20 protein-coding genes are annotated in these 24446 nt (G+C 56.0%); 9 read left to right on the forward strand and 11 right to left on the reverse strand.

Features of this window, described 5'->3' with window-relative positions:
* Nucleotides 1–25: 25 nt before the first annotated feature.
* Both ICA16_RS11845 and ICA16_RS11850 read right to left on the reverse strand, forming a co-directional pair.
* Nucleotides 26–2002 carry a methyl-accepting chemotaxis protein gene (locus tag ICA16_RS11845; RefSeq protein WP_210700661.1) on the reverse strand — a complete coding sequence of 659 codons (1977 nt, stop codon included), beginning with the start codon at nt 2000–2002 and terminating at the stop codon, nt 26–28.
* A gap of 187 nt (nt 2003–2189) precedes the next feature.
* Nucleotides 2190–3110: a LysR substrate-binding domain-containing protein gene (locus ICA16_RS11850; RefSeq protein WP_150604811.1), complete on the reverse strand. Its 921-nt coding sequence runs from the start codon at nt 3108–3110 to the stop codon at nt 2190–2192.
* A 158-nt stretch (nt 3111–3268) separates the two neighbouring features.
* On the opposite strand from ICA16_RS11850, the gene ICA16_RS11855 reads away from it, so the two are divergent.
* Nucleotides 3269–4663 (forward strand): NorM family multidrug efflux MATE transporter, encoded by a 1395-nt coding sequence (locus tag ICA16_RS11855; protein ID WP_210700662.1) that lies wholly within the window; start codon nt 3269–3271, stop codon nt 4661–4663.
* Between the two features lie 70 nt (nt 4664–4733).
* Here the strand turns inward: ICA16_RS11855 and ICA16_RS11860 are convergent, their stop codons facing one another.
* Nucleotides 4734–6404: a putative bifunctional diguanylate cyclase/phosphodiesterase gene (locus ICA16_RS11860; RefSeq protein ID WP_210700663.1), complete on the reverse strand. Its 1671-nt coding sequence runs from the start codon at nt 6402–6404 to the stop codon at nt 4734–4736.
* Nucleotides 6405–6669: 265 nt separating this feature from the next.
* Here ICA16_RS11860 and rep point away from each other — a divergent pair, with 265 nt between their 5' ends.
* Both rep and ICA16_RS11870 read left to right on the forward strand, forming a co-directional pair.
* Nucleotides 6670–8679 (forward strand): DNA helicase Rep, encoded by a 2010-nt coding sequence (gene rep, locus ICA16_RS11865; protein ID WP_150604814.1) that lies wholly within the window; start codon nt 6670–6672, stop codon nt 8677–8679.
* 53 nt (nt 8680–8732) lie between these two features.
* Complete coding sequence (locus tag ICA16_RS11870; RefSeq protein WP_042561733.1) at nt 8733–9305, forward strand: xanthine phosphoribosyltransferase; 573 nt, start codon at nt 8733–8735, stop codon at nt 9303–9305.
* 131 nt (nt 9306–9436) lie between these two features.
* On the opposite strand, the gene ICA16_RS11875 is transcribed toward ICA16_RS11870, so the two are convergent.
* Nucleotides 9437–11359 carry an acetyl-CoA hydrolase/transferase C-terminal domain-containing protein gene (locus ICA16_RS11875; RefSeq protein WP_210700664.1) on the reverse strand — a complete coding sequence of 641 codons (1923 nt, stop codon included), beginning with the start codon at nt 11357–11359 and terminating at the stop codon, nt 9437–9439.
* A 580-nt stretch (nt 11360–11939) separates the two neighbouring features.
* On the opposite strand from ICA16_RS11875, the gene lanM reads away from it, so the two are divergent.
* The 4 genes from lanM to ICA16_RS11895 are packed head-to-tail and all read left to right on the forward strand — an operon-like array spanning nt 11940 to nt 17348.
* On the forward strand, nt 11940–14873 hold the full coding sequence (gene lanM / locus ICA16_RS11880; RefSeq protein WP_210700665.1) for a type 2 lanthipeptide synthetase LanM: 2934 nt from the start codon (nt 11940–11942) through the stop codon (nt 14871–14873).
* Complete coding sequence (locus tag ICA16_RS11885; RefSeq protein ID WP_210700666.1) at nt 14870–15748, forward strand: ABC transporter ATP-binding protein; 879 nt, start codon at nt 14870–14872, stop codon at nt 15746–15748. Before lanM ends, ICA16_RS11885 begins: the two co-directional genes overlap by 4 nt.
* A 27-nt stretch (nt 15749–15775) precedes the next feature.
* Complete coding sequence (locus ICA16_RS11890) at nt 15776–16636, forward strand: ABC transporter ATP-binding protein (protein ID WP_210700667.1); 861 nt, start codon at nt 15776–15778, stop codon at nt 16634–16636.
* Nucleotides 16629–17348 carry an AAA family ATPase gene (locus ICA16_RS11895; RefSeq protein WP_210700668.1) on the forward strand — a complete coding sequence of 240 codons (720 nt, stop codon included), beginning with the start codon at nt 16629–16631 and terminating at the stop codon, nt 17346–17348. The genes ICA16_RS11890 and ICA16_RS11895 overlap by 8 nt, the downstream gene beginning before the upstream one ends.
* 55 nt (nt 17349–17403) lie before the next feature.
* Here the strand turns inward: ICA16_RS11895 and ICA16_RS11900 are convergent, their stop codons facing one another.
* From ICA16_RS11900 to dadA, 5 genes are all read right to left on the reverse strand, one after another.
* Complete coding sequence (locus ICA16_RS11900) at nt 17404–17817, reverse strand: c-type cytochrome (protein ID WP_150593750.1); 414 nt, start codon at nt 17815–17817, stop codon at nt 17404–17406.
* A gap of 182 nt (nt 17818–17999) precedes the next feature.
* Entirely contained in the window at nt 18000–18548 is a 549-nt protein-coding gene (locus tag ICA16_RS11905; RefSeq protein WP_025112726.1) for a cupin domain-containing protein, read from the reverse strand.
* Between the two features lie 88 nt (nt 18549–18636).
* On the reverse strand, nt 18637–19710 hold the full coding sequence (gene alr / locus ICA16_RS11910) for an alanine racemase (protein WP_210553570.1): 1074 nt from the start codon (nt 19708–19710) through the stop codon (nt 18637–18639).
* 95 nt (nt 19711–19805) lie between these two features.
* A complete protein-coding gene (locus ICA16_RS11915; RefSeq protein WP_150604618.1) occupies nt 19806–20159 on the reverse strand; it encodes a RidA family protein in 354 nt (117 codons plus the stop codon).
* On the reverse strand, nt 20131–21435 hold the full coding sequence (gene dadA / locus ICA16_RS11920) for a D-amino acid dehydrogenase (RefSeq protein WP_150593461.1): 1305 nt from the start codon (nt 21433–21435) through the stop codon (nt 20131–20133). The genes ICA16_RS11915 and dadA overlap by 29 nt, the downstream gene beginning before the upstream one ends.
* 155 nt (nt 21436–21590) lie before the next feature.
* On the opposite strand from dadA, the gene ICA16_RS11925 reads away from it, so the two are divergent.
* The gene (locus ICA16_RS11925; RefSeq protein ID WP_003206849.1) at nt 21591–22079 is read left to right on the forward strand and encodes an Lrp/AsnC ligand binding domain-containing protein; all 489 of its coding nucleotides are present in this window, start codon (nt 21591–21593) and stop codon (nt 22077–22079) included.
* 137 nt (nt 22080–22216) lie between these two features.
* Here ICA16_RS11925 and ICA16_RS11930 read toward each other — a convergent pair whose 3' ends face one another.
* The gene (locus ICA16_RS11930; protein ID WP_042561739.1) at nt 22217–22570 is read right to left on the reverse strand and encodes a YkgJ family cysteine cluster protein; all 354 of its coding nucleotides are present in this window, start codon (nt 22568–22570) and stop codon (nt 22217–22219) included.
* A 146-nt stretch (nt 22571–22716) separates the two neighbouring features.
* Here ICA16_RS11930 and ICA16_RS11935 point away from each other — a divergent pair, with 146 nt between their 5' ends.
* Nucleotides 22717–24027: an NAD(P)/FAD-dependent oxidoreductase gene (locus ICA16_RS11935; protein WP_210700669.1), complete on the forward strand. Its 1311-nt coding sequence runs from the start codon at nt 22717–22719 to the stop codon at nt 24025–24027.
* Between the two features lie 115 nt (nt 24028–24142).
* Here the strand turns inward: ICA16_RS11935 and ICA16_RS11940 are convergent, their stop codons facing one another.
* The gene (locus ICA16_RS11940) at nt 24143–24388 is read right to left on the reverse strand and encodes a DUF1127 domain-containing protein (protein WP_150604621.1); all 246 of its coding nucleotides are present in this window, start codon (nt 24386–24388) and stop codon (nt 24143–24145) included.
* Between the last annotated feature and the right edge of the window lie 58 nt (nt 24389–24446).

Below are 24446 nucleotides of genomic sequence, written 5' to 3' on the forward strand. Positions count from 1 at the left end.
CCGCGATTGCTATTTCAGTGGCGCATCAACGGAAGCGATCAACCTCGGAACGCAAGTCCGCCGCCAGCTTCTCCAGCTCTTTTGCGGTCACCGCCAGGTTCGAAACCACCTCACGCTGCTCACTGTTAGCCAATGCAATGCTTTGCAGGTTGCTGCTGAGCAAGGTCGCCGTACTGCTCTGCTCTTGGGTCGCCGTCGTGATCGCCGCAAACTGCTGCCCCGCCGAGCGGCTCTGCTCGTCGATGCGCGCCAGTGCCGAAGCAACATTGGCGTTACGCGACAAGCCTTCCTGCATCAGCACATTGCCCTGCTCCATGGTGCTGATCGCGTTGCCGGTTTCCTGCTGGATGCTGTGAATCATGCTGGAAATTTCATCCGTCGCCTGACGGGTGCGCGAGGCCAGGCTGCGCACTTCATCAGCCACCACGGCGAAGCCGCGACCTTGTTCACCGGCACGGGCCGCTTCAATCGCAGCGTTGAGTGCCAGCAGGTTGGTCTGTTCGGCAATCGAGGTAATCACGCCAACGATGCCGCCAATTTCCTGGGAGCGCTGGCCGAGTGTATTGATCACTGTCGCGGTACTGTTCAGGGCGCCGGCAATTTGCTCCAGAGAAGAAGAAGCTTCTTCCATCGAGCTGCGTCCGATCTGCGTCTGCTGAGCATTTTCCTGCGCCAGGCGCTGGGTCGCTCCCATGTTGTCGGCGATGTCCAGCGACGTCGCGCTGAACTCTTCAACCGCGCCGGCCATGCTGGTGATTTCGCCGGACTGCTGCTCCATGCCTTCGTACGCGCCGCCGGACAAACCGGACAGCGCCTGGGCACGACTGTTGACCTCTTCCGAGGCGCGGCGGATGTGTTCAACCATGGTCGACAGCGCTTGGCTCATCTGATTGAAAGCGCGAGACAGTTGACCGATTTCATCGTTACTCGACACGTTCAGACGCACGCTCAGATCACCCGCACCCAAGGCCTCGGCCTGACGCACCAGGTCACCCAACGGCGCCAATTTGCTGCGCAGCAACCAAACCACAGAGCCAACCGCCAGCAACATCGCCAGCAAACTGCCAATGGCCAATTGCGTGCCTACACTCCAGGTCACTGCACGAATCTCGGTTTTCGGCATACTCGCCACCACCGACCACGGTCCGTCCTCGAAAGGTACGGCAACGCTGTAGAAGTCTTCGGACGAGTCACTCCAGAACTGGCCCTTTCCTGGCGCTTTCACCATGCCGTTGATGACAGGGGCAGCTTTATCCAGTGCATCGACGCCAGCGATCGGCACCAGCCATTTGTTCTGCTCATCGAGCAACGCCAGAGAACCGGTCTGACCGATACGGAAGCGCTTGAGGTTGGCGAACTGCGCATTCTGCGCATCGGTGTAATCGAAACCTACATACAACACGGCAATCACCTTGCCGCTGCCGTCGCGCACCGGGGTGTATTGCGACATGTAGTAGCGCTCGAACAGCAGAGAACGACCGACGTAGCTCTGACCCGCCATCAAACGTGCGTACGCCGGGTTAGCGTGATCAAGCACTGTGCCGATGGCGCGGCTGCCGTCCTGCTTGCTGACGTTGGTACTGACGCGAATGAAGTCCTCGCCACTGCGCACGAACAACGTGGCCACGCCGGCGGTCATCTGCTTGAATTCGTCGACTTGCTTGAAGTTGTTGTTCAACACCTCATCGCCCAGGTGCAAACCCGGTGTCTGGGTGCCAGCTACGGTCACTGGTTCATCCGGGTGAACGCTCAGACCGCTGCCAAAACGCTTTTCAAACAACCCGCTCAGACGCAGCGTGCTTTCACGCAACGTGCCGTGGAAGGTGCTCAATTGGTCGGCCAGAAGCCGCGCCTCACTGGCCAAATGCTCTTCACGGGTGGCGAGGTTGGCAGTATCGAGCGAACGCAGAGCAAAAACTGTACTGCCGCTGATGACAATCGCCAGTATCACAGCGAGCGCGAGGCCCAGCTGCGAGGCGATCCGAGCGCGAGGTTGAGACATGGACAGCTCCTGGCCGAGCTACCGGATCCTCCTTGATCGCAGCCATGCTCGGAAATTTTTTAATAATGGGGGTGAATCGTGAAACCGGCACGACAGTTCCACCTGCTCGTAGTCGGCGGTAAAACCGAATACTTGAGCGAAAAGCGGGGTTATGGCACAAGGCCGGCATTGTGACGGCTCTAACGTTTCAGCTCAAGCGCGCGACTGCGGGCAGTTCCATGGCGCGGACCTCGCCTTGCAGGAAGTCGCTGAGACGACGCAAACGTTCACCTCCCGGACGGGTTTTGGGCCACACCAGGTAGTAATTCAGGCCGCTGGCGACAGCCGTCGGCCACGGCAGGCTCAAGCGGCCTTGCGCCACATCTTCGGCCACCATCAACAAATCGCCCATCGACACGCCGTAACCCCGCGCCGCGGCGATCATCCCCAACTCCAGCGTATCGAACACCTGCCCGCCCTTGAGCGACACCTGGTCGGCCAAACCCATGTGCTCCAGCCAACTGCGCCAATCGCGGCGATCCGGGGTTGGATGGAGCAACTCGGCGGCAGCAAGTCGCGCCACGTCCCAAGGTTGATCGTGCAGCAGATTGGGTGCGCCAACGGGGATCAGTTCTTCGGGAAACAACAGGCTGGTCTCCCAGTCCGGCGGGAAATGGCCGTCGCTGAGCAACACCGCGCAATCGAACGGCTCATCGTTAAAGTCCACCGAGTCGACGTCCATCCACGCACTGGTCAACTGCACTTCGTTACCCGGCTGCAAATGCCGGAAGCGGCTCAGGCGCGCCAGCAACCAGCGCATGGTCAGGGTCGACGGCGCCTTCATGCGCAGGATGTCGTCCTCGGCGCGCAAGGTGTTGCAGGCGCGCTCCAGCGCTGTGAAGCCTTCGCGAATGCCCGGCAACAGCAGGCGCGCCGCTTCGGTTAGTTGCAAATTGCGTCCGCTGCGATGAAACAGTCGACAGGCGAAATGATCCTCAAGCGTTCGAATGTGCCGACTCACCGCACTCTGGGTGATCGACAGCTCTTCGGCTGCGCGAGTGAATGAGCTATGCCTCGCCGCCGCTTCAAATGCGCGCAGGGCATACAACGGAGGAAGTCGACGGGACATGCATAAAGCTCCTGTAGCGGGATGCGGCCAACTTAACAGAATCTTTTCAGGATGAGTTTTAATCATGCCACCCATCCTTTTTATCCCTTTGTGCAATCCCTTCCAAGCGCCGAGAATCGACGCTCTCTTGTTCCCTCTATTAATGACGGGTGATGACCATGCAACATCCTGTGCGTACAGAACTCTGGGCCATTCTGCGGCTGGCGGGGCCGTTGATTGCCTCACAGTTGGCGCACATGTTGATGGTGCTGACCGACACTTTGATGATGGCGCGCCTGAGCCCCGAAGCGCTGGCCGGCGGTGGCCTTGGCGCGGCTACTTACTCGTTCGTGTCGATTTTCTGCATTGGCGTGATTGCGGCGGTCGGCACACTGGTTGCGATCCGCAAGGGCGCCGGCGACATCATTGGCGCCGCACGCCTGACCCAGGCCGGGTTGTGGCTGGCGTGGCTGATGGCGCTCGCCGCAGGGCTGCTGTTGTGGAATCTGAAACCGGTGTTGCTGCTGTTCGGCCAGACTGAAACCAACGTCAATGCCGCCGGGCAATTCCTGATTGCCCTGCCGTTCGCCCTGCCCGGCTACCTGAGCTTCATGGCCCTGCGCGGCTTCACCAGTGCCATCGGCCGGGCGACGCCGGTCATGGTCATCAGCCTGATCGGCACCGTGGCCAACTTCCTGCTCAATTACGCGCTGATCACCGGCATGTTCGGCCTGCCGAAACTGGGCTTGATGGGCATCGGCCTGGTCACGGCGATCGTTGCCAACTGCATGGCGCTGGCCTTGGCCTGGCATATTCATCGGCATCCGGCGTACGACGCTTATCCGTTGCGCGCAGGGCTGTCGCGGCCTAATCGGCAATACCTCAAGGAGCTGTGGCGCCTCGGTCTGCCGATTGGCGGCACCTACGCGGTGGAAGTCGGGTTGTTCGCCTTCGCCGCGCTGTGCATGGGCACCATGGGCAGTACGCAACTGGGCGCCCATCAGATTGCTTTGCAGATCGTGTCGGTGGCATTCATGGTGCCGGCGGGGATGTCGTACGCCATCACCATGCGTGTCGGTCAGCATTACGGCGCTGGGCAATTGGTCGATGCGCGAATGTCCGGGCGAGTCGGGATCGTCTTCGGCGCAGTGGCGATGTTGGGTTTTGCGATGGTGTTCTGGCTACTGCCGAATCAGTTGATCGGCTTGTTTCTCGACCATAACGATCCGGCATTTGCCGAGGTGATCCAACTGGCGGTGAGCCTGCTGGCGGTAGCGGCGTGGTTCGAGCTGTTCGACGGTACGCAGACGATTGCCATGGGCTGCATTCGTGGGCTCAAGGATGCGAAGACCACGTTCCTGGTCGGACTCGGCTGCTATTGGCTGATCGGTGCGCCGGCGGCGTGGTGGATGGCGTTCCACCTGAACTGGGGGCCGACAGGTGTCTGGTGGGGTTTGGCGCTGGGGCTGGCGTGTGCGGCGGTCAGTCTGACGCTGGCGTTCGAGTGGAAGATGAAGCGGATGATTCGGCTTGAGCCAGCTACACAGCGTTTCGAAGCAGTTGGTGCAGATTAAGATCAAAAGATCGCAGCCTGCGGCAGCTCCTACATGAGTCGGTGTAGGAGCTGCCGCAGGCTGCGATCTTTTAAACGGCCTCCACAGAAACCTGCTGACTCGATCCAAACGTCAAATACTCAACCAACTCCGCCAACGGCAACGGCTTGCTGATCAGATACCCCTGCACCTGATCGCAACCAAACCCGCGCAGCAGTTCAAGTTGCTCCGTGGTTTCCACGCCTTCAGCCACCACTTCCAGATGCAGGTTGTGCGCGAGGTTGATCATCGCGTGCACCAGTTTTCGGTTCTCTTCGCGTTGTTCCATGCCGCCGACGAAGCTCTTGTCGATCTTCAGCAAAGTGATCGGCAGGCTGTTGAGGTGCACGAACGATGAGAAACCAGTGCCAAAGTCATCCAGCGAGAAGCGCACACCGAGGCGACCGAGGGCGTCCATGGTCTGTTTGACCAGATCACTGCGGCGCATCACTGCGGTTTCGGTCAGTTCAAATTCCAGCCACTGCGCCTCGACGCCACGTTCGGCGATCAAACGGCTGAGCGTCGGCAGCAACTGGCTGTCCTGAAACTGACGGAACGACAGATTGATCGCCATGTGCAGCGCCGGCAAACCGCGCTCGCGCAAGGCCTGCATATCGCGCAGAGCCCTGGAGATTACCCAGTAACCCAGCGGCACGATCAAGCCACTCTGCTCGGCCAGCGGCACGAATTCACTGGGTGGCAGCAGCCCACGCTCACCATGGCGCCAACGCACCAAGGCTTCGAGGCCGACGATCTGGCCGTCTGCGATATTCAGGCGCGGCTGGTAATGCAGCTCCAGCTCGTCGCGACGCAAGGCCCGGCGCAGTTCGCTTTCGAGGTCGGCCATGCTCCGCGCGTTGCGGTTGATGCGTTCGTTGAAGATATGAAAGGTGCAGCCCTGCGTGCTTTTCGCCTGCTGCATGGCGATGTGCGCATGCCACATCAGCGGGTCGGCGCCACCCTGCGCGCGGGCATGGGCGATACCGAGGCTGGAACCGATCAACAGGCTTTCGCCGTCGACCCAGTAGGGTTCGGCCAGGGCTTCGGTGATGCGTTCGGCCATCCACTCGGCGCGTTGCGGCGCGCGACGGGTGTCGATCAGCAAGGCGAATTCGTCGCTACCCAGGCGCGCCAGTTGATCACCGGCCTCCAGCTGACTTTTCAGCCGCGCAACGACTTGCAGGATCAAGCGATCGCCAGCCTGATGGCCGAGGGCATCGTTGGCGTGACGGAAGTTGTCGAGGTCAAGATGCCCGAGGGCCAAACCCCGACCGTCGTTTTCCGCGAGGCGCGCGGCGAGCAAGGTCTGGAAGCCCTGACGGTTGGCGATACCGGTCAACGGATCCTGTTCGGCGAGGCGTTGCAGAGTGTTTTCCAGTACGCCGCGTTCGCGTACGTGGCGCAGGCATCGACGGAGCATGCCGGCATCAAGGGCATCGAACACCAGCCAGTCGCTGACGCCAACGGGCGCGCTGACCGGTTCGTGCTCCAGCAACAACACCGTCGGCAGGCTGCAACGGCCCGGCGCCGGTTGTAATGCAGGGAGGGTCAACAACACCGCGTTGCGGTTGTCTTCGAACAAACGGCTGACCGACTCCCAGTTCGGCGCGCTGATCAGTACCGCCGCGCTCCCCATTGGCGCCAGACACTCGCGCAATAACGCTGTCCACGCTGGCTCTTCGGCCAGTAACAGCAAACGCAAGGGTTCGACAGGCGTAGTCAAGCTGACTCCCTAGACTCTGCAATGATGTGGGCGGCGGGCATTATGCCGTTGCGCAGACCAATGTCCAAATGACAACGGTTATCAAAAACCGAAATGTGTGTCATGAACGAGAACATTAGCCGCAAAATCACCATGCATCCTGCGTGAAAGTAACAAAACCGGCAAATTTGAATCGCGTGGTGCGTCACAAGTCGGACAGAGCAGCACAAATCGCTGAGCCTGTTAAAATGCCGGCCCATTTCGTCAACGACTCCCGAATTTTCGTATGTCCCGACTCAATCCCCGGCAGCAAGAAGCCGTGAGCTACGTCGGCGGCCCTCTTTTGGTGCTCGCCGGCGCTGGCTCCGGCAAAACCAGTGTGATCACGCGCAAAATCGCGCACCTGATCCAGAACTGCGGCATCCGCGCCCAGTACATCGTCGCCATGACCTTTACCAACAAGGCTGCGCGCGAGATGAAGGAGCGGGTCGGCACCCTGCTCAAGGGTGGCGAGGGCCGTGGCCTGACCGTGTGTACATTCCACAACCTGGGCCTGAACATCATCCGCAAGGAACACGTGCGGCTGGGCTACAAACCGGGCTTCTCGATCTTCGACGAGACCGACGTCAAGTCCCTCATGACTGACATCATGCAGAAGGAATACGCGGGCGACGACGGCGTCGACGAGATCAAGAACATGATCGGCTCGTGGAAAAACGACCTGATCCTGCCGGCCGAAGCGCTGGAAAACGCGCGCAATCCCAAGGAACAGACCGCCGCCATCGTCTACACCCACTATCAGCGCACGCTCAAAGCGTTCAACGCAGTGGACTTCGACGACCTGATCCTGCTGCCGGTGAAGCTGTTCCAGGACAACGCCGACATTCTCGAAAAGTGGCAGAACAAAGTCCGCTACCTGCTGGTGGACGAATATCAGGACACCAATGCCAGCCAGTATCTGCTGGTAAAACTGCTGATCGGCACGCGCAACCAGTTCACCGTGGTGGGCGACGACGACCAGTCGATCTACGCCTGGCGCGGCGCGCGGCCGGAAAACCTGATGCTGCTCAAGGATGACTATCCGTCGCTGAAAGTGGTGATGCTCGAGCAGAACTACCGCTCCACCAGCCGCATCCTGCGCTGCGCCAACGTGCTGATCTCGAACAACCCGCACGAATTCGAAAAACAGCTGTGGAGTGAGATGGGCCACGGCGACGAGATCCGCGTGATCCGCTGCCGTAACGAGGACGCCGAAGCCGAGCGCGTGGCCATGGAAATCCTCAGCCTGCACTTGCGCACCGACCGCCCGTACAGCGATTTCGCCATCCTCTATCGCGGTAACTATCAGGCCAAGCTGATCGAGCTGAAGCTGCAGCACCATCAGGTGCCGTATCGCCTGAGCGGCGGCAACAGCTTCTTCGGCCGCCAGGAAGTGAAGGACCTGATGGCCTACTTCCGCCTGATCGTGAACCCGGACGACGACAACGCCTTCCTGCGGGTGATCAACGTGCCGCGCCGCGAGATCGGCTCGACCACGCTGGAAAAACTCGGCAACTACGCCACCGAACGCAAAATCTCGATGTACGCCGCCACCGATGAAATCGGCCTGGGTGAGCATCTGGACAACCGCTTCACCGATCGTCTCTCGCGCTTCAAGCGCTTCATGGACAAAGTGCGCGAGCAATGCGCCGGCGAGGACCCGATCTCCGCCCTGCGCAGCATGGTCATGGACATCGACTACGAGAACTGGCTGCGCACCAACAGCTCCAGCGACAAGGCTGCGGACTACCGGATGAGCAACGTCTGGTTCCTGATCGAGGCGTTGAAAAACACCCTCGAGAAGGACGAAGAAGGCGAAATGACCGTCGAGGACGCCATCGGCAAACTGGTCCTGCGCGACATGCTGGAACGTCAGCAGGAAGAAGAGGACGGCGCCGAAGGTGTGCAGATGATGACCCTGCATGCGTCCAAGGGTCTGGAATTCCCCTACGTGTTCATCATGGGCATGGAAGAGGAAATTCTTCCGCACCGCTCCAGCATCGAAGCCGACACCATTGAAGAAGAGCGCCGCCTGGCTTACGTGGGCATCACCCGCGCCCGCCAGACCCTGGCCTTTACCTTCGCCGCCAAGCGCAAACAGTACGGCGAGATCATCGATTGCGCGCCTAGCCGCTTTCTTGATGAACTGCCGCCGGACGATCTGGCCTGGGAAGGCAACGACGATACACCGACCGAAGTCAAAGCCGTGCGTGGCAACAGCGCATTGGCCGATATACGCGCGATGTTAAAGCGCTAGAATTGACCACTTTTTTAGATTAAGGCGCGCATGCGCCGAACGAGGAACGCTTCATGGAAGCACTGCACAAGAAAATCCGCGAAGAAGGCATCGTGCTTTCCGATCAGGTCCTGAAAGTCGACGCCTTTCTGAACCACCAGATCGACCCGGCCCTGATGAAGCTGATCGGCGACGAATTCGCCTCGCTGTTCAAGGACTCGGGCATCACCAAGATTGTCACCATCGAAGCCTCGGGCATTGCCCCGGCGATCATGACCGGTCTGAACCTTGGCGTGCCGGTGATCTTCGCCCGCAAACAACAGTCCCTGACCCTGACTGAAAACCTGCTGTCGGCGACCGTTTACTCGTTCACCAAGAAGACTGAAAGCACCGTGGCCATCTCCCCGCGTCACCTGACCAGTAGCGACCGCGTGCTGATCATCGACGACTTCCTGGCCAACGGTAAGGCATCCCAGGCGCTGATCTCGATCATCAAACAGGCTGGCGCTACCGTCGCCGGTCTGGGCATCGTCATCGAGAAGTCGTTTCAGGGCGGCCGTGCCGAGCTGGACTCGCAAGGCTATCGCGTTGAGTCGCTGGCCCGCGTGCAATCGCTGAAGGATGGCGTTGTAACCTTCATCGAATAAATCAGCCACACCGCAGATCCCCTGTAGGAGTGAGCCTGCTCGCGATAGCGTTGTGTCAGTCGACATATTCTTGCCTGATACACCGCCATCGCGAGCAGGCTCACTCCTACAGTTGGTTTTGCGGTAGACAGTTACTGCGCGGTGGCTTTAAGGCCCGTGAGCAGCAAGCGTTGAAATAAATCTTCCTTCAACCCTTCCGGATTCGCCAGCTGCATCCGCTCCAGATGCTCCGGATACAGCGAAGCCTGCGGCGCATCCAGCGCTGCCTTGCCCAGTTCCAGAATCTCGGTCAGCTTGAACTTGCTCTTCAGCCAGTTCAACGCCCGCAACAAATCCCGCTCGATCGCAGTGAAATCACAGCCCAACGGATATTCCGGAAACAGATTCGGATGGCGTGCGGCAATCGCCTGCAAGCGCTCTGGGGTGTTGTCGGCAAAGCGCGGATCAATACGGAAATCCTTCGGCAGTTTGCCGACCTTCTGCGCTTGTTCGATCAGTCCCGGCTGGAAGCGCGAGTCGCTGATATTCAGCAGCGCTTCGATCACTGCCGCATCAGTTTTGCCGCGCAGATCGGCGATGCCGTATTCCGTCACCACTATGTCGCGCAGATGCCGCGGGATAGTGCAGTGACCGTACTCCCAGACGATGTTCGAATTCACCTCACCGCCGGACTCGCGCCAGCTGCGCAGAATCAGCATTGACCGCGCACCTTGCAGGGCATGACCCTGGGCGACAAAGTTGTACTGCCCGCCGACGCCGCTGAGCACCCGCCCGTCTTCCAGTTGATCGGCCACACCGGCGCCGAGCAACGTCATGTTGAACACCGTGTTGATGAACCGCGCATCAATGCGTTGCAGCCGCTTGAGCTCTTCCTGCCCGTACAACTCGTTGATGTAGCTGATGCGGGTCATGTTGAATTCGAGACGCTTGCTCTGCGGCAACTCGCGCAGGCGCTCATAGAAACTGCGGGGGCCGAGGAAAAAGCCGCCGTGCACCGATATGCCGTCAGTCTGCGCCGCTTCATCAAGAGTGCCGGCGTTGGCTTGTTCTTGCGTTGGCACATCCGGGTAAACCTTGCGCCGGATAATCCCGGCATCCGCCAGCACCAGCAGACCGTTGACGAACATTTCGCTGCAACCGTACAGGCCTTTGGCGAACGGCTCGCTGCCGCCCTCGCGCTCGATCAATTGCGCCCACTGGCTGAGGTTTATATCAGCGAGCAAGGCCTGATAACCCGCGTTATCGGCTTGACGCGCCAACAGCGCGGCGGTCAGCGCATCGCCCATGGAGCCGATGCCGATCTGCAACGTACCGCCATCGCACACCAACGCACTGGCATGCAGCCCGATGAAGTGATCCTGAAAACCGACCGGCATGTTCGGCGTGGAAAACAGCGTGCTGCTGTCCTTCTCGTCGATCAGCAAATCGAACGTGTCGATATCAACCTCGGCGTCGCCGGGCATGTACGGCAGATCGGTGTGTACCTGACCGACCAACAAAATCGTCTCCCCGGCGACCCGGCGCTTGGCGATCATCGGTAACAGGTCGAGGGTGATGTCCGGGTTGCAGCTCAGACTCAAGCGATCCGGGTGTTCGCTGCTGCTGGCGAGCAGTTGCGCCACCAGGTTCAGGCCGGCGGCGTTGATGTCGCGGGCGGCATGGCTGTAGTTGCTGCTGACGTAATCCTGCTGGGCCGGCGCGCTGTTGAGCAGGCTACCGGGCTGCATGAAGAACTGCTGGATGCGGATGTTGGCGGGCAGGCTATCGCGATGCAGATCAGCGAGGAAATCGAATTCCGGGTAGTCACCGAAGACTCGCTCAACGAAGGGCTCGATAAAGCGCTTCTGCAAACCGTCGCCCAGACTCGGACGGCCCAGACACAGCGCCGTATAAATCGTCAGTTGCCGATCGGGCAGCCCTTTGACGCGCCGATACAACGCGTTGACGAAGTGATTGGGTTTGCCCAACCCCAGCGGCAAGCCCATGTGGATATGCGCCGGCAATCGCGCCAGCACGTCATCCACTGCCTGTTCGATCGAACACAACTGCACCATCTGAAGCCTCCCGCCCGTTCCGTGAATAGGGGTAGACCGAGATTGCCGGGGATTTACTTCAGAGGGAAGGCAATTAGTGCGAAAAAAAGTGAAATAGGCGAGTGCAGTGCTTGGTGCAAGCACATCCAGAAAACTTTCAACAATAACAATGAATTAACAACACCAAGAGAATCATCGCACAAGCCGACAGCTTTTTTCCTACATTGACTCGAATTTAATCACGCAGAACTTCAGGACACTTCTGAATTGAAGTTATTTGAGTCACAGCTAGCATTAAAAACGTAACACTTCATTAGCAATCAATACCTTTAGGCCAAACAAACTTATAAGGAAAAATTATGGAAATCGACTTCTTAGCAATTCGTAGTGCGCGGGCACGCATTCTAAATTCAAGCGCACCTATTTCAACACTGGCAATTCAAGCATTCAGCAACTTAAGCGCAGCCAGCAGCGGTTCGCGCCCATGCACTAGTTGTTGCTCACAATGTTGGCAAGGATGCTGCTACGCGACTTACATGTAGTTATGAGCCAGGGGCGGTCAATACCTGCCGCCCCTATCACTTAATTTAGGATTTTTACATTGAAAACGCCGATTGAGTTTTTAACTGAATCCTTGAACTCCAACCGAAGCCTGACCACCGACTGCCCAGTATGGCCATACCTATCTTACTATATCTATCATATCGAAAATAAACTTCCAAAAGCATACGGAAGCGCCTTGGAGACTCAGTCAGTTATTATCAGCGGTTTCGCAACAAACCTCGCAGCGAGAATTACCAACGTAGCTAATAACGTTTTAATCACTGAAAAACAAATATTTGAAAAATCAATCCTCGGCAGAGAGATGGAAACCTCCTCTTACTACAAGTTAGTTAGCGAAAACAAAAGCTATCTCACCGACATTATTAAAGCTTATCCGGAGCTAGATCGAGTCCTCACCAAACTATCACAAAATTTTGTCGAATTTACATTACAGTTTTTTACTGACTTGATAGAAGACAGGCAGGAGATTAACGAAGTATTCAATATTGGGTCTGACGTCGACCTCTCCGCAATTGATGTCTCGGCTAGTGAAACGCATTATGGATCGAGGACCGTTTGCACGCTTTCCTTTAACTCCATAAAAATAGTTTACAAACCAAGAAATCTGAAACTTGAAGCGGAAGCATCCGGCTTTCTACTGTCTTTGAGCAGTGCCGCAGGCACTGACTTTTGCAAATGGAAAATACCAATTTATTTGGTGAAAAAAGAGCATGGATGGGCAGAGCACACACCTCAAAAGCAGGCAGAAACCGAAGAAGAGGTACATCAATACTTTAAAAGAGCAGGATTTTTATTAGGTTATTGCACTGCCTTTATCGCTGCGGACATTACCTCTGACAATCTGATTGCGCATGGAGCAAGCCCTATACCCATTGATCTGGAGACAATTTTTTACAGCACCTTAAACATTGAGACAATCCCGAGAGAAGTTCGGTGGAACGTTACCCAAACAAGTATCCTTCCAAACTGGACTTGGAAAGGCACCGATGGTATCGGTGTAGACTTGAGTGCGCTGGGTGGGTTATCAGAGCAATATGTCAGTCTAAACCTGTATCAACACTTAGAAGACGAAACTGGTCACAGCCAGTTTGGCATGGACGGAGTTAAAATCTTTCCAAATCAGAATGTTTTATATTTTGACGGGAAACCGGCGCAGCCGTGGGAATACGAAAAAGAAATAATTAATGGCCTAACCACCTTATTTTCTATATTAAACAATGCGCAGCCGTCAATTATCGAAAAAATTAAATCTTTTAGAGGCAGACAAAACAGGTATATCCCCAGACCGACAGCGACATATCACTACGCCATTCAATGTTCCCTGCATGCAACCTTAATGCGTTGCACTGACAAACGAACGGCCTTTCTGGAAAATATCCTTAATAACGACACAGCCCCCGCGATAGGCTTTCTCGACGCGGAGGTCTCAGCTTGCTTGGATCTGGACATTCCTTTTGCTCGAGGACAAGCCGGTATTCTTGAGTTCTACGACCCCGGTTACAGCGGTTCAGGGCACCTCGATAGTAAAGATTATATAAACGGAATAGACAACAGCATCCAATACATCACAACCTTGGACAAAAACAGAATTGCATTTGAAGAAAAACTAACTTCAAACACCCTTTTAGCAATGAAAAACATGTATGAACACGGAAATAAACTCACGGACCACTCCTTCAAACAACACGACGATGTGAAAGACCCCCGTTATTCAAATATTGACGAGATCATTAAAAAAATCAGGACATCATCGGAAATCAACGCATGCTTGATCAATGAACTGTTACGTACCGAAATTTCGAGTAATGGGCTCTGGCTAGGATTTCACTCATCACCAGGTGGCTATATGGAGTTCTCGGAGTTAGGAGATGACTTCTACTACGGGTTGTCTGGCATTCTTTATGGCTGCGTAGTGGCGGCCAGTCATAGCAGTGCCATAGATAAAGCCCTGGTAACTGAACTACTAAATCATTGCCACAGTAGAATAGTTAAAAAACTGACAAATAAGGGTACGCACCTAGGGGGCTTTCACTTCGGTCTATCGTCCGCAATCGTTCCGCTCTTGATAGGCTTAAATTATTTTGACGATGAAAGACAAAGCCAACTGCTACAGCTGTATAAAAAATATGTTGAAGACGTACTGGCAGACCCATGGTGGCAAAAATATTTTTGGGGCTCTGACTTTCTCTCTGGAATGTTCGGCACTCTAAGTGTACTCACGTTGTTATTCGACCTTACTAAAGATTTATCGTTTTGCGATTTAGCCAACTTGTTATACAAAAAAATAGAGACAGAACTCACTTTTATATCTGGAAGCAAACTAGCCACATTCGACAATGCAATTACAACGAGAAGCGACGCTTTACTGAGTGGCCTATCTCACGGAATAATGGGGTGCGCATACTCACTATTTTATTTTAATAACCTTATCGCTAAAAAAGATTCAATCCACGAATTATTCCTAGGCTTTTTGTCTTGGGAGCTTAACGAATATGATGAGTCAATTGAAAATTGGCGTGACTACAGAAAACGCTCGGAATCAAGCGCCGGTGAGTTTGCGTGGAGCCACGGTTTACCTGGAAATTATTTGGCGATCAGTTATTTCGCAAACAATGGAGTACAGCCTGCGCTAGACTTCTTGGAAAAGCACCCACCAAAAGCCGCATTCTCATATTCGAATCTCGAAAAACGAAAGAGACCCGTCAATGACTCTTTATGTCATGGCGCTTATGGGATTCTGAATATCATGAAAAAGATCTCACCGGAATCGTTGCTCGATCCACAAGTTTTTCTATGGTCGAATATCGTCAATTTAAGCGAACAAAACTCAAGAATCTTGAGAACAAAAACTGCTGATCCATTAGGATTATGGATCGGCCGCGTGGGCTCACTACTTGGCTCCATTGGTTTGATTGACCATAACTACGAGTTTCCATTTCTTCCGCACCAAATGGAATTCATCAAACCATGAAGAGCAACCTAATACTTTGCTGCTTTGGCCTGGGCATTTCAGTTCTAACAAGCGCATCGCCCTACCTAATCGGCAATTCAATTAATTTTTATATATCCCAAGACCGCTTATATTTATATGCACTCGCAGGCGCTTCGCTTCTTATCATCGCGACGCCTCCCTTGAAACTAGCAGCCAACATTTATCTACAAAGGACTGCTGCCAAGACAAGATATATTCTGAAAAGGACAATTCTAACGCACCTGCGAAGCAAGGCATCCACATATAGTAAAAATCCAGGTGAGCAAATCGAACTCATCGACGGCGATGTTGACGGCTCGATGTATCTATACCATTCGGTATTCTTTGACACTTCACTCAATTTCAGCATTATAATTTTCGCGCTGATTATAACGGCTCTGTATCATCCACTTCTGGCGCTCGCCCCCCTTAGCGGCCTGCTATATGCCTCAGCTGCATATTTTATAACCCGGAGAAAGAGCGCCGCCCTTTTTGAAGAGTATGTCCAAGAAAACACCGTTACAATCGGGGCAATCTGTGCGCATGTATGCGATGCCAAACCGTACAACGACAGAGTCAAGCTGGACATCAAAAACATTGAGCGCCTCGCTTTTCGTTCAAACCTGAAAGCATCTTTTTTCGAATCAATTTCAGGAACATGTTACTTGGTAGCGATAGTTGTTTTGCTCTTGATATCCGCTCATTTAATAAGTGAAGGCGCTTTGACAACAGGCGCTATCTTTGCCTCAGCCATCTACCTTGAGCGTGTGCTAAGCCCAACAATGTCGCTTATATCCATTTACTACTCAAGCAGAGAGGCCTCTTATCGCCGCAATCGAATTCTGAGCTATAAACTACAGCACGGGGGGCGTTGAATTATGCTTATGTGCTTGCGAAAAAACGTGGCATTATTTTTGTTTTCAACAATGAGCCTGACTTTAGCAGCCGCATGTCAGTTGTTAATACCTTCGATCGTGGCAGAGGGACTTACAGCTCTTAGTAGTGGCGCTGTCAGCACTCATCTGTACTTCACCCTCACCGCTGTTTTTTTATCCAAGCTAGCGACGCAAACTCTGGGCAGTTCCATGGCGGCGCTCATGGAAGCGAAATCTCGCTTTTCGCTCATCAATTTCATCGTGCATGATGAAAGACCTTGTCCGTTAAGCTCTCGCGTGACGATGATCAAAGAGGATGCTGAGAAAATTGCTTCAGTCCTTCATGACTCAATTCATCTGGCAGGATCTTGTATTTTGACATTTGCCACAGCCTATATCTTACTTCGTGAAAACGCTTATTTCCTCATCCCCTTGATATTTATCACGACATTGACTTGTGTGCAGTTGAAATTTGCAAAACCACAAATCCAGAGTCTGTATAAAGCCGAAATGAGCAATGAAGACCTGTACAAGGAATCGTTAATCAGCACTTTCAGCTCATCCACAATTGATGAGCAAAGTCTTCAATCACTTATCAGCAATAGTGATGAATGTTTGAGCAACACAATACAAGCACGTTATAAATATCAAAAAGCCAATGCCATTCAGTGCTTCTGGCCGGAAATGGCTATCTCGGCCGGGACAGTATCAGTCATCATTTTTAGCGCCACTGCGACGCCGGAGTTATTCGGCGAGCGTCTTATTGTCTATCTTGGTTACGTCGGAATTTTTACCATGGCCAGCACGAGTTCGATAAGCCTTGGTATAACGATGATTGGAGTAAAGGTATCCGTCGGAAGAGTATTCAGGGGGCGCCAATATGAATGATTTATTCATCCAGCAGATACGCCTTAAGTCAGACAGAGTGGCGGCTCATTTTTTACGCGGCCTTTTTCCGCTTCAATTCAATAACAGAATTACTGTATTTATCGGAGAAAACGGTTCTGGAAAATCCACCCTGCTTGAAGCACTTGCCATCAAGTTGGGATGCAATCCAGAAGGCGGTGGGAAGAACTTCAATTTCTCGACTGAGAACACCCACTCGAAACTGCACGAAACCCTGATGCTTTCAAAAGGCTACCGACGGGAGAAGGACGTTTTTTTCTACAGAGCAGAGACTTTCTATAACTTGAACACTGCGATCCGCAAGCTTGATGCAGAGGGGAGCTTTGATCCCGAAATAAAGACCTATTACGGCGGCGTGGATATGCATTGCATGTCACACGGTGAAGCAATGGAGGCGCTGTTTCAAAACCGATTCAAAGCCCAGGGACTGTACGTTCTCGATGAACCGGAAGCGTCGTTGTCTCCATTGAGGCAATTGGTGTTTATCAACCGCGTAATGGAGCTATCGCGCAAAGGCTCACAGTTCATCATCGCTACTCACTCACCGCTCATTATGTCGATCCCGGGATGTGATCTGAGACAGATATCGCAAGGGCGCTCCGAACCAATAACCCCGGCAGATACTGATGCTTATGCTGTGTACAAAGCCGTGCTTAACTCGGCCGGCGCCTACATCGCGAAAAATATGCAGTGAGATTGCAGACACAAAAAAACCGTCCGAAGACGGTTTTTTTCATCAGCAGTACGCCCTACTTCAGGCCCGACATCTTCTCGATCGCCCCTTTCAGATCGGCATCCGAGCAATCCGCGCAGGTACCTTTCGGCGGCATGGCGTTGATGCCGGTGATCGCCTTGGCCAGGATGCCGTCGAGGCCGCCCTGGTGATCGGCGCGTTCTTTCCACGCTGCGGTGTCACCAATTTTCGGCGCGCCCAACAGGCCGGTGCCGTGACAAGCGTTGCAATGTTTGGCAATGATTGAGTCTGGAGTCTTGGCATCACCGCCGCCGGCAGTTGCAGCCACTTCCATCCCTTTGCATTCCTGACCTTGCACACACACCTGGCCGACGGGCTCGAGGCGTTTGGCAATGTCGTCGTTCGTCGCAGCTTGAGCGCTGACAGCCCAGAGGGCCAGTACGGTTGCTGGTGCAGCCAGCATTTTCATAATTAGGTTCACGCGTTCACCCTCAATGGTGGCTATTCACGCCTGCGGCCACGGTTCGCAGGCGGGCGCAAGTATAGCGGTTAGCCCGCCACACTGAAACAACCCCATAGTCGAAGGGGTTATACCGCGCTGTGGAAAAACTGTTCGGATGCCTTCGCCGTTATGGCCTGGCGCCTCTTTGTTTAAAAATTCGCCGGCGTGGCTGCGCTGATTAGTCGCGCAGGCAAGTCGAACGGATTACGAAAACGATGCGGCTTGGTACTTTCAAAGTAGTAGCTGTCGCCAGCTTCGAGAATAAAAGTTTCAAGACCCACCACCAATTCCAGACGACCCTCCACCAAAATCCCGGTTTCCTCGCCCTCGTGGGTGAGCATTTCTTCGCCGGTGTCGGCGCCCGGCGGGTAGATTTCGTTGAGGAACGCGATGGCCCGGCTCGGGTGCGCGCGGCCGACCAGCTTCATGGTCACGGCGCCGTCGGAAATGTCGATCAGCTCGTTGGCCTTGTAAACGATCTGGGTCGGTATTTCCTGCAGGATCTCTTCGGAAAAGAACTCGACCATGGACATGGGAATCCCGCCCAGAACCTTCCTCAGCGAACTGATCGAAGGGCTGACGCTGTTCTTTTCGATCATCGAAATGGTGCTGTTGGTGACGCCCGCGCGCTTGGCGAGTTCACGCTGGGAAAGCCCTTTGAGCTTGCGGATCGATTGCAGTCGTTCACCGACGTCCAAGGCTGGAGCCTCCTGATATTGTAGAAATATTGAGCGTTATCATGGCGACAGCGTTCAGTATTTACAACACGTGGGCTCCGTGACGGCCTCAACCCTCGGAATAGAGCCTTGGCACTCGACGCAGGTTGCAGAAAATCTGGTACGGAATGGTGCCGGCCCACTGCGCCACTTCGCTGGCGAGGATGTTTTTACCCCACAACTCGACGGTCGAACCCAGCCCGGCTTCTGGCACATCGGTGAGGTCGATGCAGAGCATGTCCATCGATACCCGGCCGATGATGCGGCTACGTTTGCCCGCGACCAAAACCGGCGTGCCGGTTGGCGCCTGACGTGGGTACCCATCGGCGTAACCCATGGCAACCACGCCAATGCGCATCGGTTTGTCGGTGATGAACTTGGCGCCGTAGCCAACAGGTTCACCGGCCGGCAATTCACGCACGCTGATAACTTTTGATTCGAGGGTCATCACTGGCAGCAGACGCCCGGCCACGGTGTGGGATTCTTCGAACGGCGTAGCGCCGTAGAGCATGATCCCCGGGCGCACCCAGTCGCTGTGGATCTGCGGCCAACCGAGCACCGCTGGCGAGTTGCGCAGACTGACTTCGGCGGCGAGGCCCTGCCGCGCGGCTTCGAACACGGCGACCTGATCGGCGCTGCTCTGCTCGTGCAATTCGTCGGCGCGGGCGAAGTGGCTCATCAAGACGATCTTCGCCACTTTGCCGCTGGCCAGCAGACGTTGATAGGCCGCCGGGTAGTCCTTGGGATGCAGGCCAACGCGGTGCATGCCCGAATCAAGCTTCAGCCACACGGTGATTGGCTTGCTCAGAGCGGCCTGCTCAATTGCTTCGAGCTGCCACAGCGAATGCACCACGCACCAGAAATCATGCTCGACGATCAGCGCCAGCTCATCAGCTTCGAAAAAACCTTCAAGCAACAACACCGGCGCACGTATGCCGGCAGCGCGCAGTTCCAGAGCCTCTTCGATGCAAGCGACGGCAAAACCGTCGGTCTCTCCTTCCAGCGCCTGGGCGCAACGCACCGCGCCATGGCCGTAGGCATCCGCCTTGATCACCGCGAGCGCCTTGGCGCTAGTGACTTCGCGGGCAATTCGGTAGTTGTGACGCAGGGCTTGAAGGTCGATCAGGGCACGGGCAGGACGCATGGCGGCAGACTTCTGGGCGGTCATGGGAATAAAAACCGGCACCGGCTGACGGCGTGAACCGCCAACAGCGCCGGGAGAGGGATCTTTACAACGTATTACGGCAGTGCGGCGACGATGGAGATCTCAACCAGGATGCTCGGTTTGGCCATCTTCGCTTCAACGGTGGCACGGGCCGGGGCAGCACCTTTGGGCAGCCACTGATCCCACACCGAGTTCATCCCGGCAAAGTGTGCCTCGATATCGTTGAGGTAGATGGTCGCCGACAGCAGATGCTCCTTGTCAGTGCCGGCCAGATCGAGCAAACGCTCGATGTTGGCGAGGACTTCGCGAGTCTGCTGTTCAATACCGGCGTCGAAGTCGTCGCCGACCTGCCCGGCCAGATACACAGTGCCGTTATGGCTGACGATCTGACTCATGCGCTCATTGGTGAGCTGGCGCTGGATTGCCATGTTTTGCGGACTCCTGAATTTTGTTGCCGTAACGGGAAATATCGAGGCCTTCGGCGCTGATTTGCGGTTTTTTCTTCGCCATCAGGTCGGCCAGCAAACGACCGGATCCGCACGCCATGGTCCAGCCGAGCGTGCCGTGCCCAGTGTTGAGGAACAGGTTCTTGAACGGCGTCGCACCCACGATCGGCGTACCGTCCGGAGTGGTCGGACGCAGGCCGGTCCAGAAGCTCGCCTCGGCCAGATTGCCGCCCTGAGGATAAAGGTCGTTGACGATCATCTCCAGGGTTTCGCGCCGACGAGGGTTCAGCGACAGGTCAAAACCGGCGATCTCGGCCATGCCACCAACGCGGATGCGGTTGTCGAAACGGGTGATCGCGACCTTGTAGGTCTCGTCAAGAATGGTCGAAGTCGGGGCCATTGCCGGGTTGGTGATCGGCACGGTCAGCGAGTAACCCTTCAGCGGATAAACCGGCGCCTTGATGCCCAGCGGCTTGAGCAGTTGCGGCGAGTAGCTGCCGAGGGCCAGCACGTAGCGGTCGGCGGTTTCCAGTTTGCCGTCGATCCACACGCCGTTGATGCGATCACCGGCGAAGTCGAGTTTCTGGATGTCTTGGCCGAAGCGGAATTCCACACCCAGTTGCACCGCCATCTCAGCGAGACGCGTGGTGAAGATCTGGCAGTCGCCGGTCTGGTCGTTCGGCAGGCGCAGGGCACCAGCGAGAATATCGGTAACGCCCGCCAGGGCCGGCTCGACGCGGGCAATGCCGGCGCGGTCGAGGAGTTCAAACGGCACGCCGGATTCTTTCAGCACGGCGATGTCTTTGGCGGCGTTATCCAGTTGAGCCTGGGTGCGGAACAGTTGAGTCGTACCGAGGCTGCGCCCCTCGTAGGCGATGCCGGTTTCGGCGCGCAATTCGTCGAGGCAGTCGCGGCTGTACTCGGACAGACGCACCATGCGCTCCTTGTTCACCGCGTAACGATTGGCGGTGCAGTTGCGTAGCATCTGCGCCATCCACAAGTACTGGTCGATGTCAGCGGTGGCCTTGATCGCCAGAGGCGCATGGCGTTGCAACAGCCACTTGATGGCCTTGAGCGGCACGCCCGGCGCAGCCCACGGCGAGGCGTAGCCTGGCGAGACCTGGCCGGCATTGGCGAAACTGGTCTCCATGGCCGCGGCTGGCTGCCGGTCGACCACCACCACTTCAAACCCGGCACGGGCCAGATAGTAAGCACTGGCGGTACCGATGACGCCGCTACCCAAGACCATAACGCGCATTTTTGTATCCCTCATCGCGGCGTGCCGCGTACGTCTGTTGTTAGAGCAATGATGCGCGCAGTGTAAAAAAGATTTGCCAGTGCTTTTCACTGTATAAGCGCCTATATTTGGCGACAATTCTCGGCAAAAACCCTTTTCACGGAGGCGCATCCCCTATGCGTACCAATACTCAGACCAAACGTGAGCTGGACAAGATCGACCGCAACATCTTGCGGATCCTGCAGGCGGACGGGCGGATTTCCTTTACCGAACTCGGGGAAAAGGTCGGCCTCTCCACCACGCCGTGCACCGAGCGGGTGCGGCGCCTGGAACGCGAGGGGATCATCATGGGCTACAACGCCCGGCTGAATCCGCAGCACTTGAAAGGTAGCTTGCTGGTGTTCGTCGAGATCAGCCTCGACTACAAATCCGGCGACACTTTCGAAGAGTTCAGACGCGCGGTGCTGAAGTTGCCCCACGTGCTGGAGTGTCACCTGGTGTCAGGGGATTTCGACTATCTGGTGAAGGCGCGGATTTCCGAGATGGCGTCGTACCGCAAGCTGCTCGGCGACATTCTGTTGAAGCTGCCGCATGTGCGTGAATCGAAGAGCTATATCGTGATGGAAGAGGTGAAAGAGAGCCTGAACTTGCCGATTCCGGATTGATATTTGTGGCGTCTGACCTGGCCCCATCGCTGGCAAGCCAGCTCCCACAGTGATTTGTCGCGTTCACAAAATCTGTATCCACCGCCGTACCTGTGGGAGCTGGCTTGCCAGCGATGGCAGCAACGCTGTTCAACCGGCTAAACCAACACCTGCCGATTCGCCGCCATGTATTCGAAAATCTGCTTTTCAGCGCGTGGATGAATCAGCTCCACCGGCCCGCGCCCATTCGGGCAAGGCAACGTCTTCGTCGTCCCAAACAACCGGCAAATCAGCGGCCGTTCGCCATACACCGTGCAGCCGTTCGGCCCCAGGTGTACGCAGTTCAGCTCGTCCATCGCCGCATCCTGCTCGGCGCGGGTCTTGCGCGGCAGGCGCGCCATCTCTTCGGGCGAGGTGGTCACTGGCCCACAGCAGTCGTGGCAGCCCGGCACGCACTCGAACGTGGGGATCTGCTGACGCAGGGTGCGGATTTTCTCGCTGTTGCAGCTCATCGAAACAGTGACCGACGTGAAGTAGGCGGCAATTGTGCCGCAAAAGCCGTGATCCAGACACCACAGGCCGACCAGTGTTGCCCGACTTCGCGCGTGCGGCTTATGCTCCGTCAAATTTTCTCGACACCCCGCTCAGGATGACGCCCATGACTGCCCGCGCCCACACCACCGCGAGCCAACCTCACGCTGCCTCTTATTACGCCGCCAGCAGCCTGCCGCAACCGGATCACCCGTTGCTGCAAGGCGAGGTGATTGCGGATGTGTGCGTGGTTGGCGGCGGCTTTTCCGGGCTGAACACCGCGCTGGAACTGGCCGAACGTGGCCTCAGCGTGGTGTTGCTCGAAGCGCACAAGATCGGCTGGGGTGCCAGCGGTCGCAATGGCGGGCAACTGATTCGCGGGGTTGGCCATGGGCTGGATCAGTTCACTAACGTGATCGGCGCCGATGGCGTGCGGCAGATGAAACTCATGGGCCTGGAAGCGGTGGAAATTGTCCGTCAGCGCGTCGAGCGTTTTCAGATTGCCTGCGATTTGACCTGGGGCTACTGCGACCTCGCCAACAAGCCGTCGGACCTCGAAGGTTTTGCCGAAGATGCCGAGGAGCTGCGCAGCCTCGGTTATCGCCACGAAACCCGGCTGCTGCAAGCCAATGAAATGCACACCGTGGTCGGTTCCAAACGCTACATCGGTGGTTTGATCGACATGGGTTCCGGCCATCTGCATCCGCTGAATCTGGCGCTGGGCGAAGCCGCAGCAGCGCAGCAACTGGGCGTCAGATTGTTCGAGCAGTCGGCCGTCACGCGCATCGATTACGGCCCGCAAGTGCGCGTGCATACCGCCCAGGGTTCAGTTCGCGCCAAAACTCTGGTGCTGGGCTGCAACGCCTATCTGAACAACCTCAATGCGCAGCTCAGTGGAAAAGTGCTGCCCGCCGGCAGCTACATCATCGCCACTGAACCGTTGAGCGAACAACAAGCTCACCAGTTGCTGCCGCAAAACATGGCGGTCTGCGACCAACGTGTGGCGCTGGATTACTACCGGCTTTCGGCGGATCGCCGCTTGCTGTTCGGCGGTGCGTGTCATTACTCGGGGCGCGATCCAAAGGACATCGGCGCGTACATGCAGCCGAAGATGCTTGAAGTGTTTCCGCAATTGGCCGGGGTGAGAATCGATTATCAGTGGGGCGGGATGATCGGCATCGGCGCCAACCGTTTGCCACAGATCGGTCGGCTCGCGGATCAACCGAACGTGTATTACGCCCAGGCGTACTCCGGACATGGCGTGAACGCCACGCACCTTGCGGGCAAGTTGCTGGCCGAAGCGATCAGCGGGCAGCACAGCGGCGGGTTTGATCTGTTCGCCAAAGTGCCGCACATCACCTTCCCCGGCGGCAAGCATTTTCGCTCGCCATTGTTGGCGCTGGGGATGTTGTGGCATCGCCTCAAGGAATTGCGATGAAGTAGCGCCCTGTAGGAGCTGCCGCAGGCTGCGATCTTTTGACTTTGCCTTTGAAAAAACAAGATCAAAAGATCGCAGCCTGCGGCAGCTCCTACAGGGAGTGCATTTCAACGTGTCAGATCCGCCAGAATGGCTTCAACCCCTCTTCCAGCGCCTGCTCGCGTGACAACCCGACATCCTTGAGCTGATCGTTTGTCATGTTCAGCAATGCCTTGCGCGTGTGCAGACGATGCCAGAACAGATCCCAGCGACTGAGGCCGGACGGTGCGTTGCGCATGGCGCTGTTCCACGCACTGTCCTCCTGCCCTGCCTCCAGTTCCTGACTGTGTAACGTCAGCCGCACATCGCTCAAGCCGTTCATTTTTGTCGCTCCTGTTTACTTGGGTAGCCAGAGATTCCATGATGCGCGGGCCGGCAAA

It is taken from the genome of Pseudomonas anatoliensis, from assembly GCF_017976235.1.
GTDB lineage: Bacteria > Pseudomonadota > Gammaproteobacteria > Pseudomonadales > Pseudomonadaceae > Aquipseudomonas > Aquipseudomonas anatoliensis.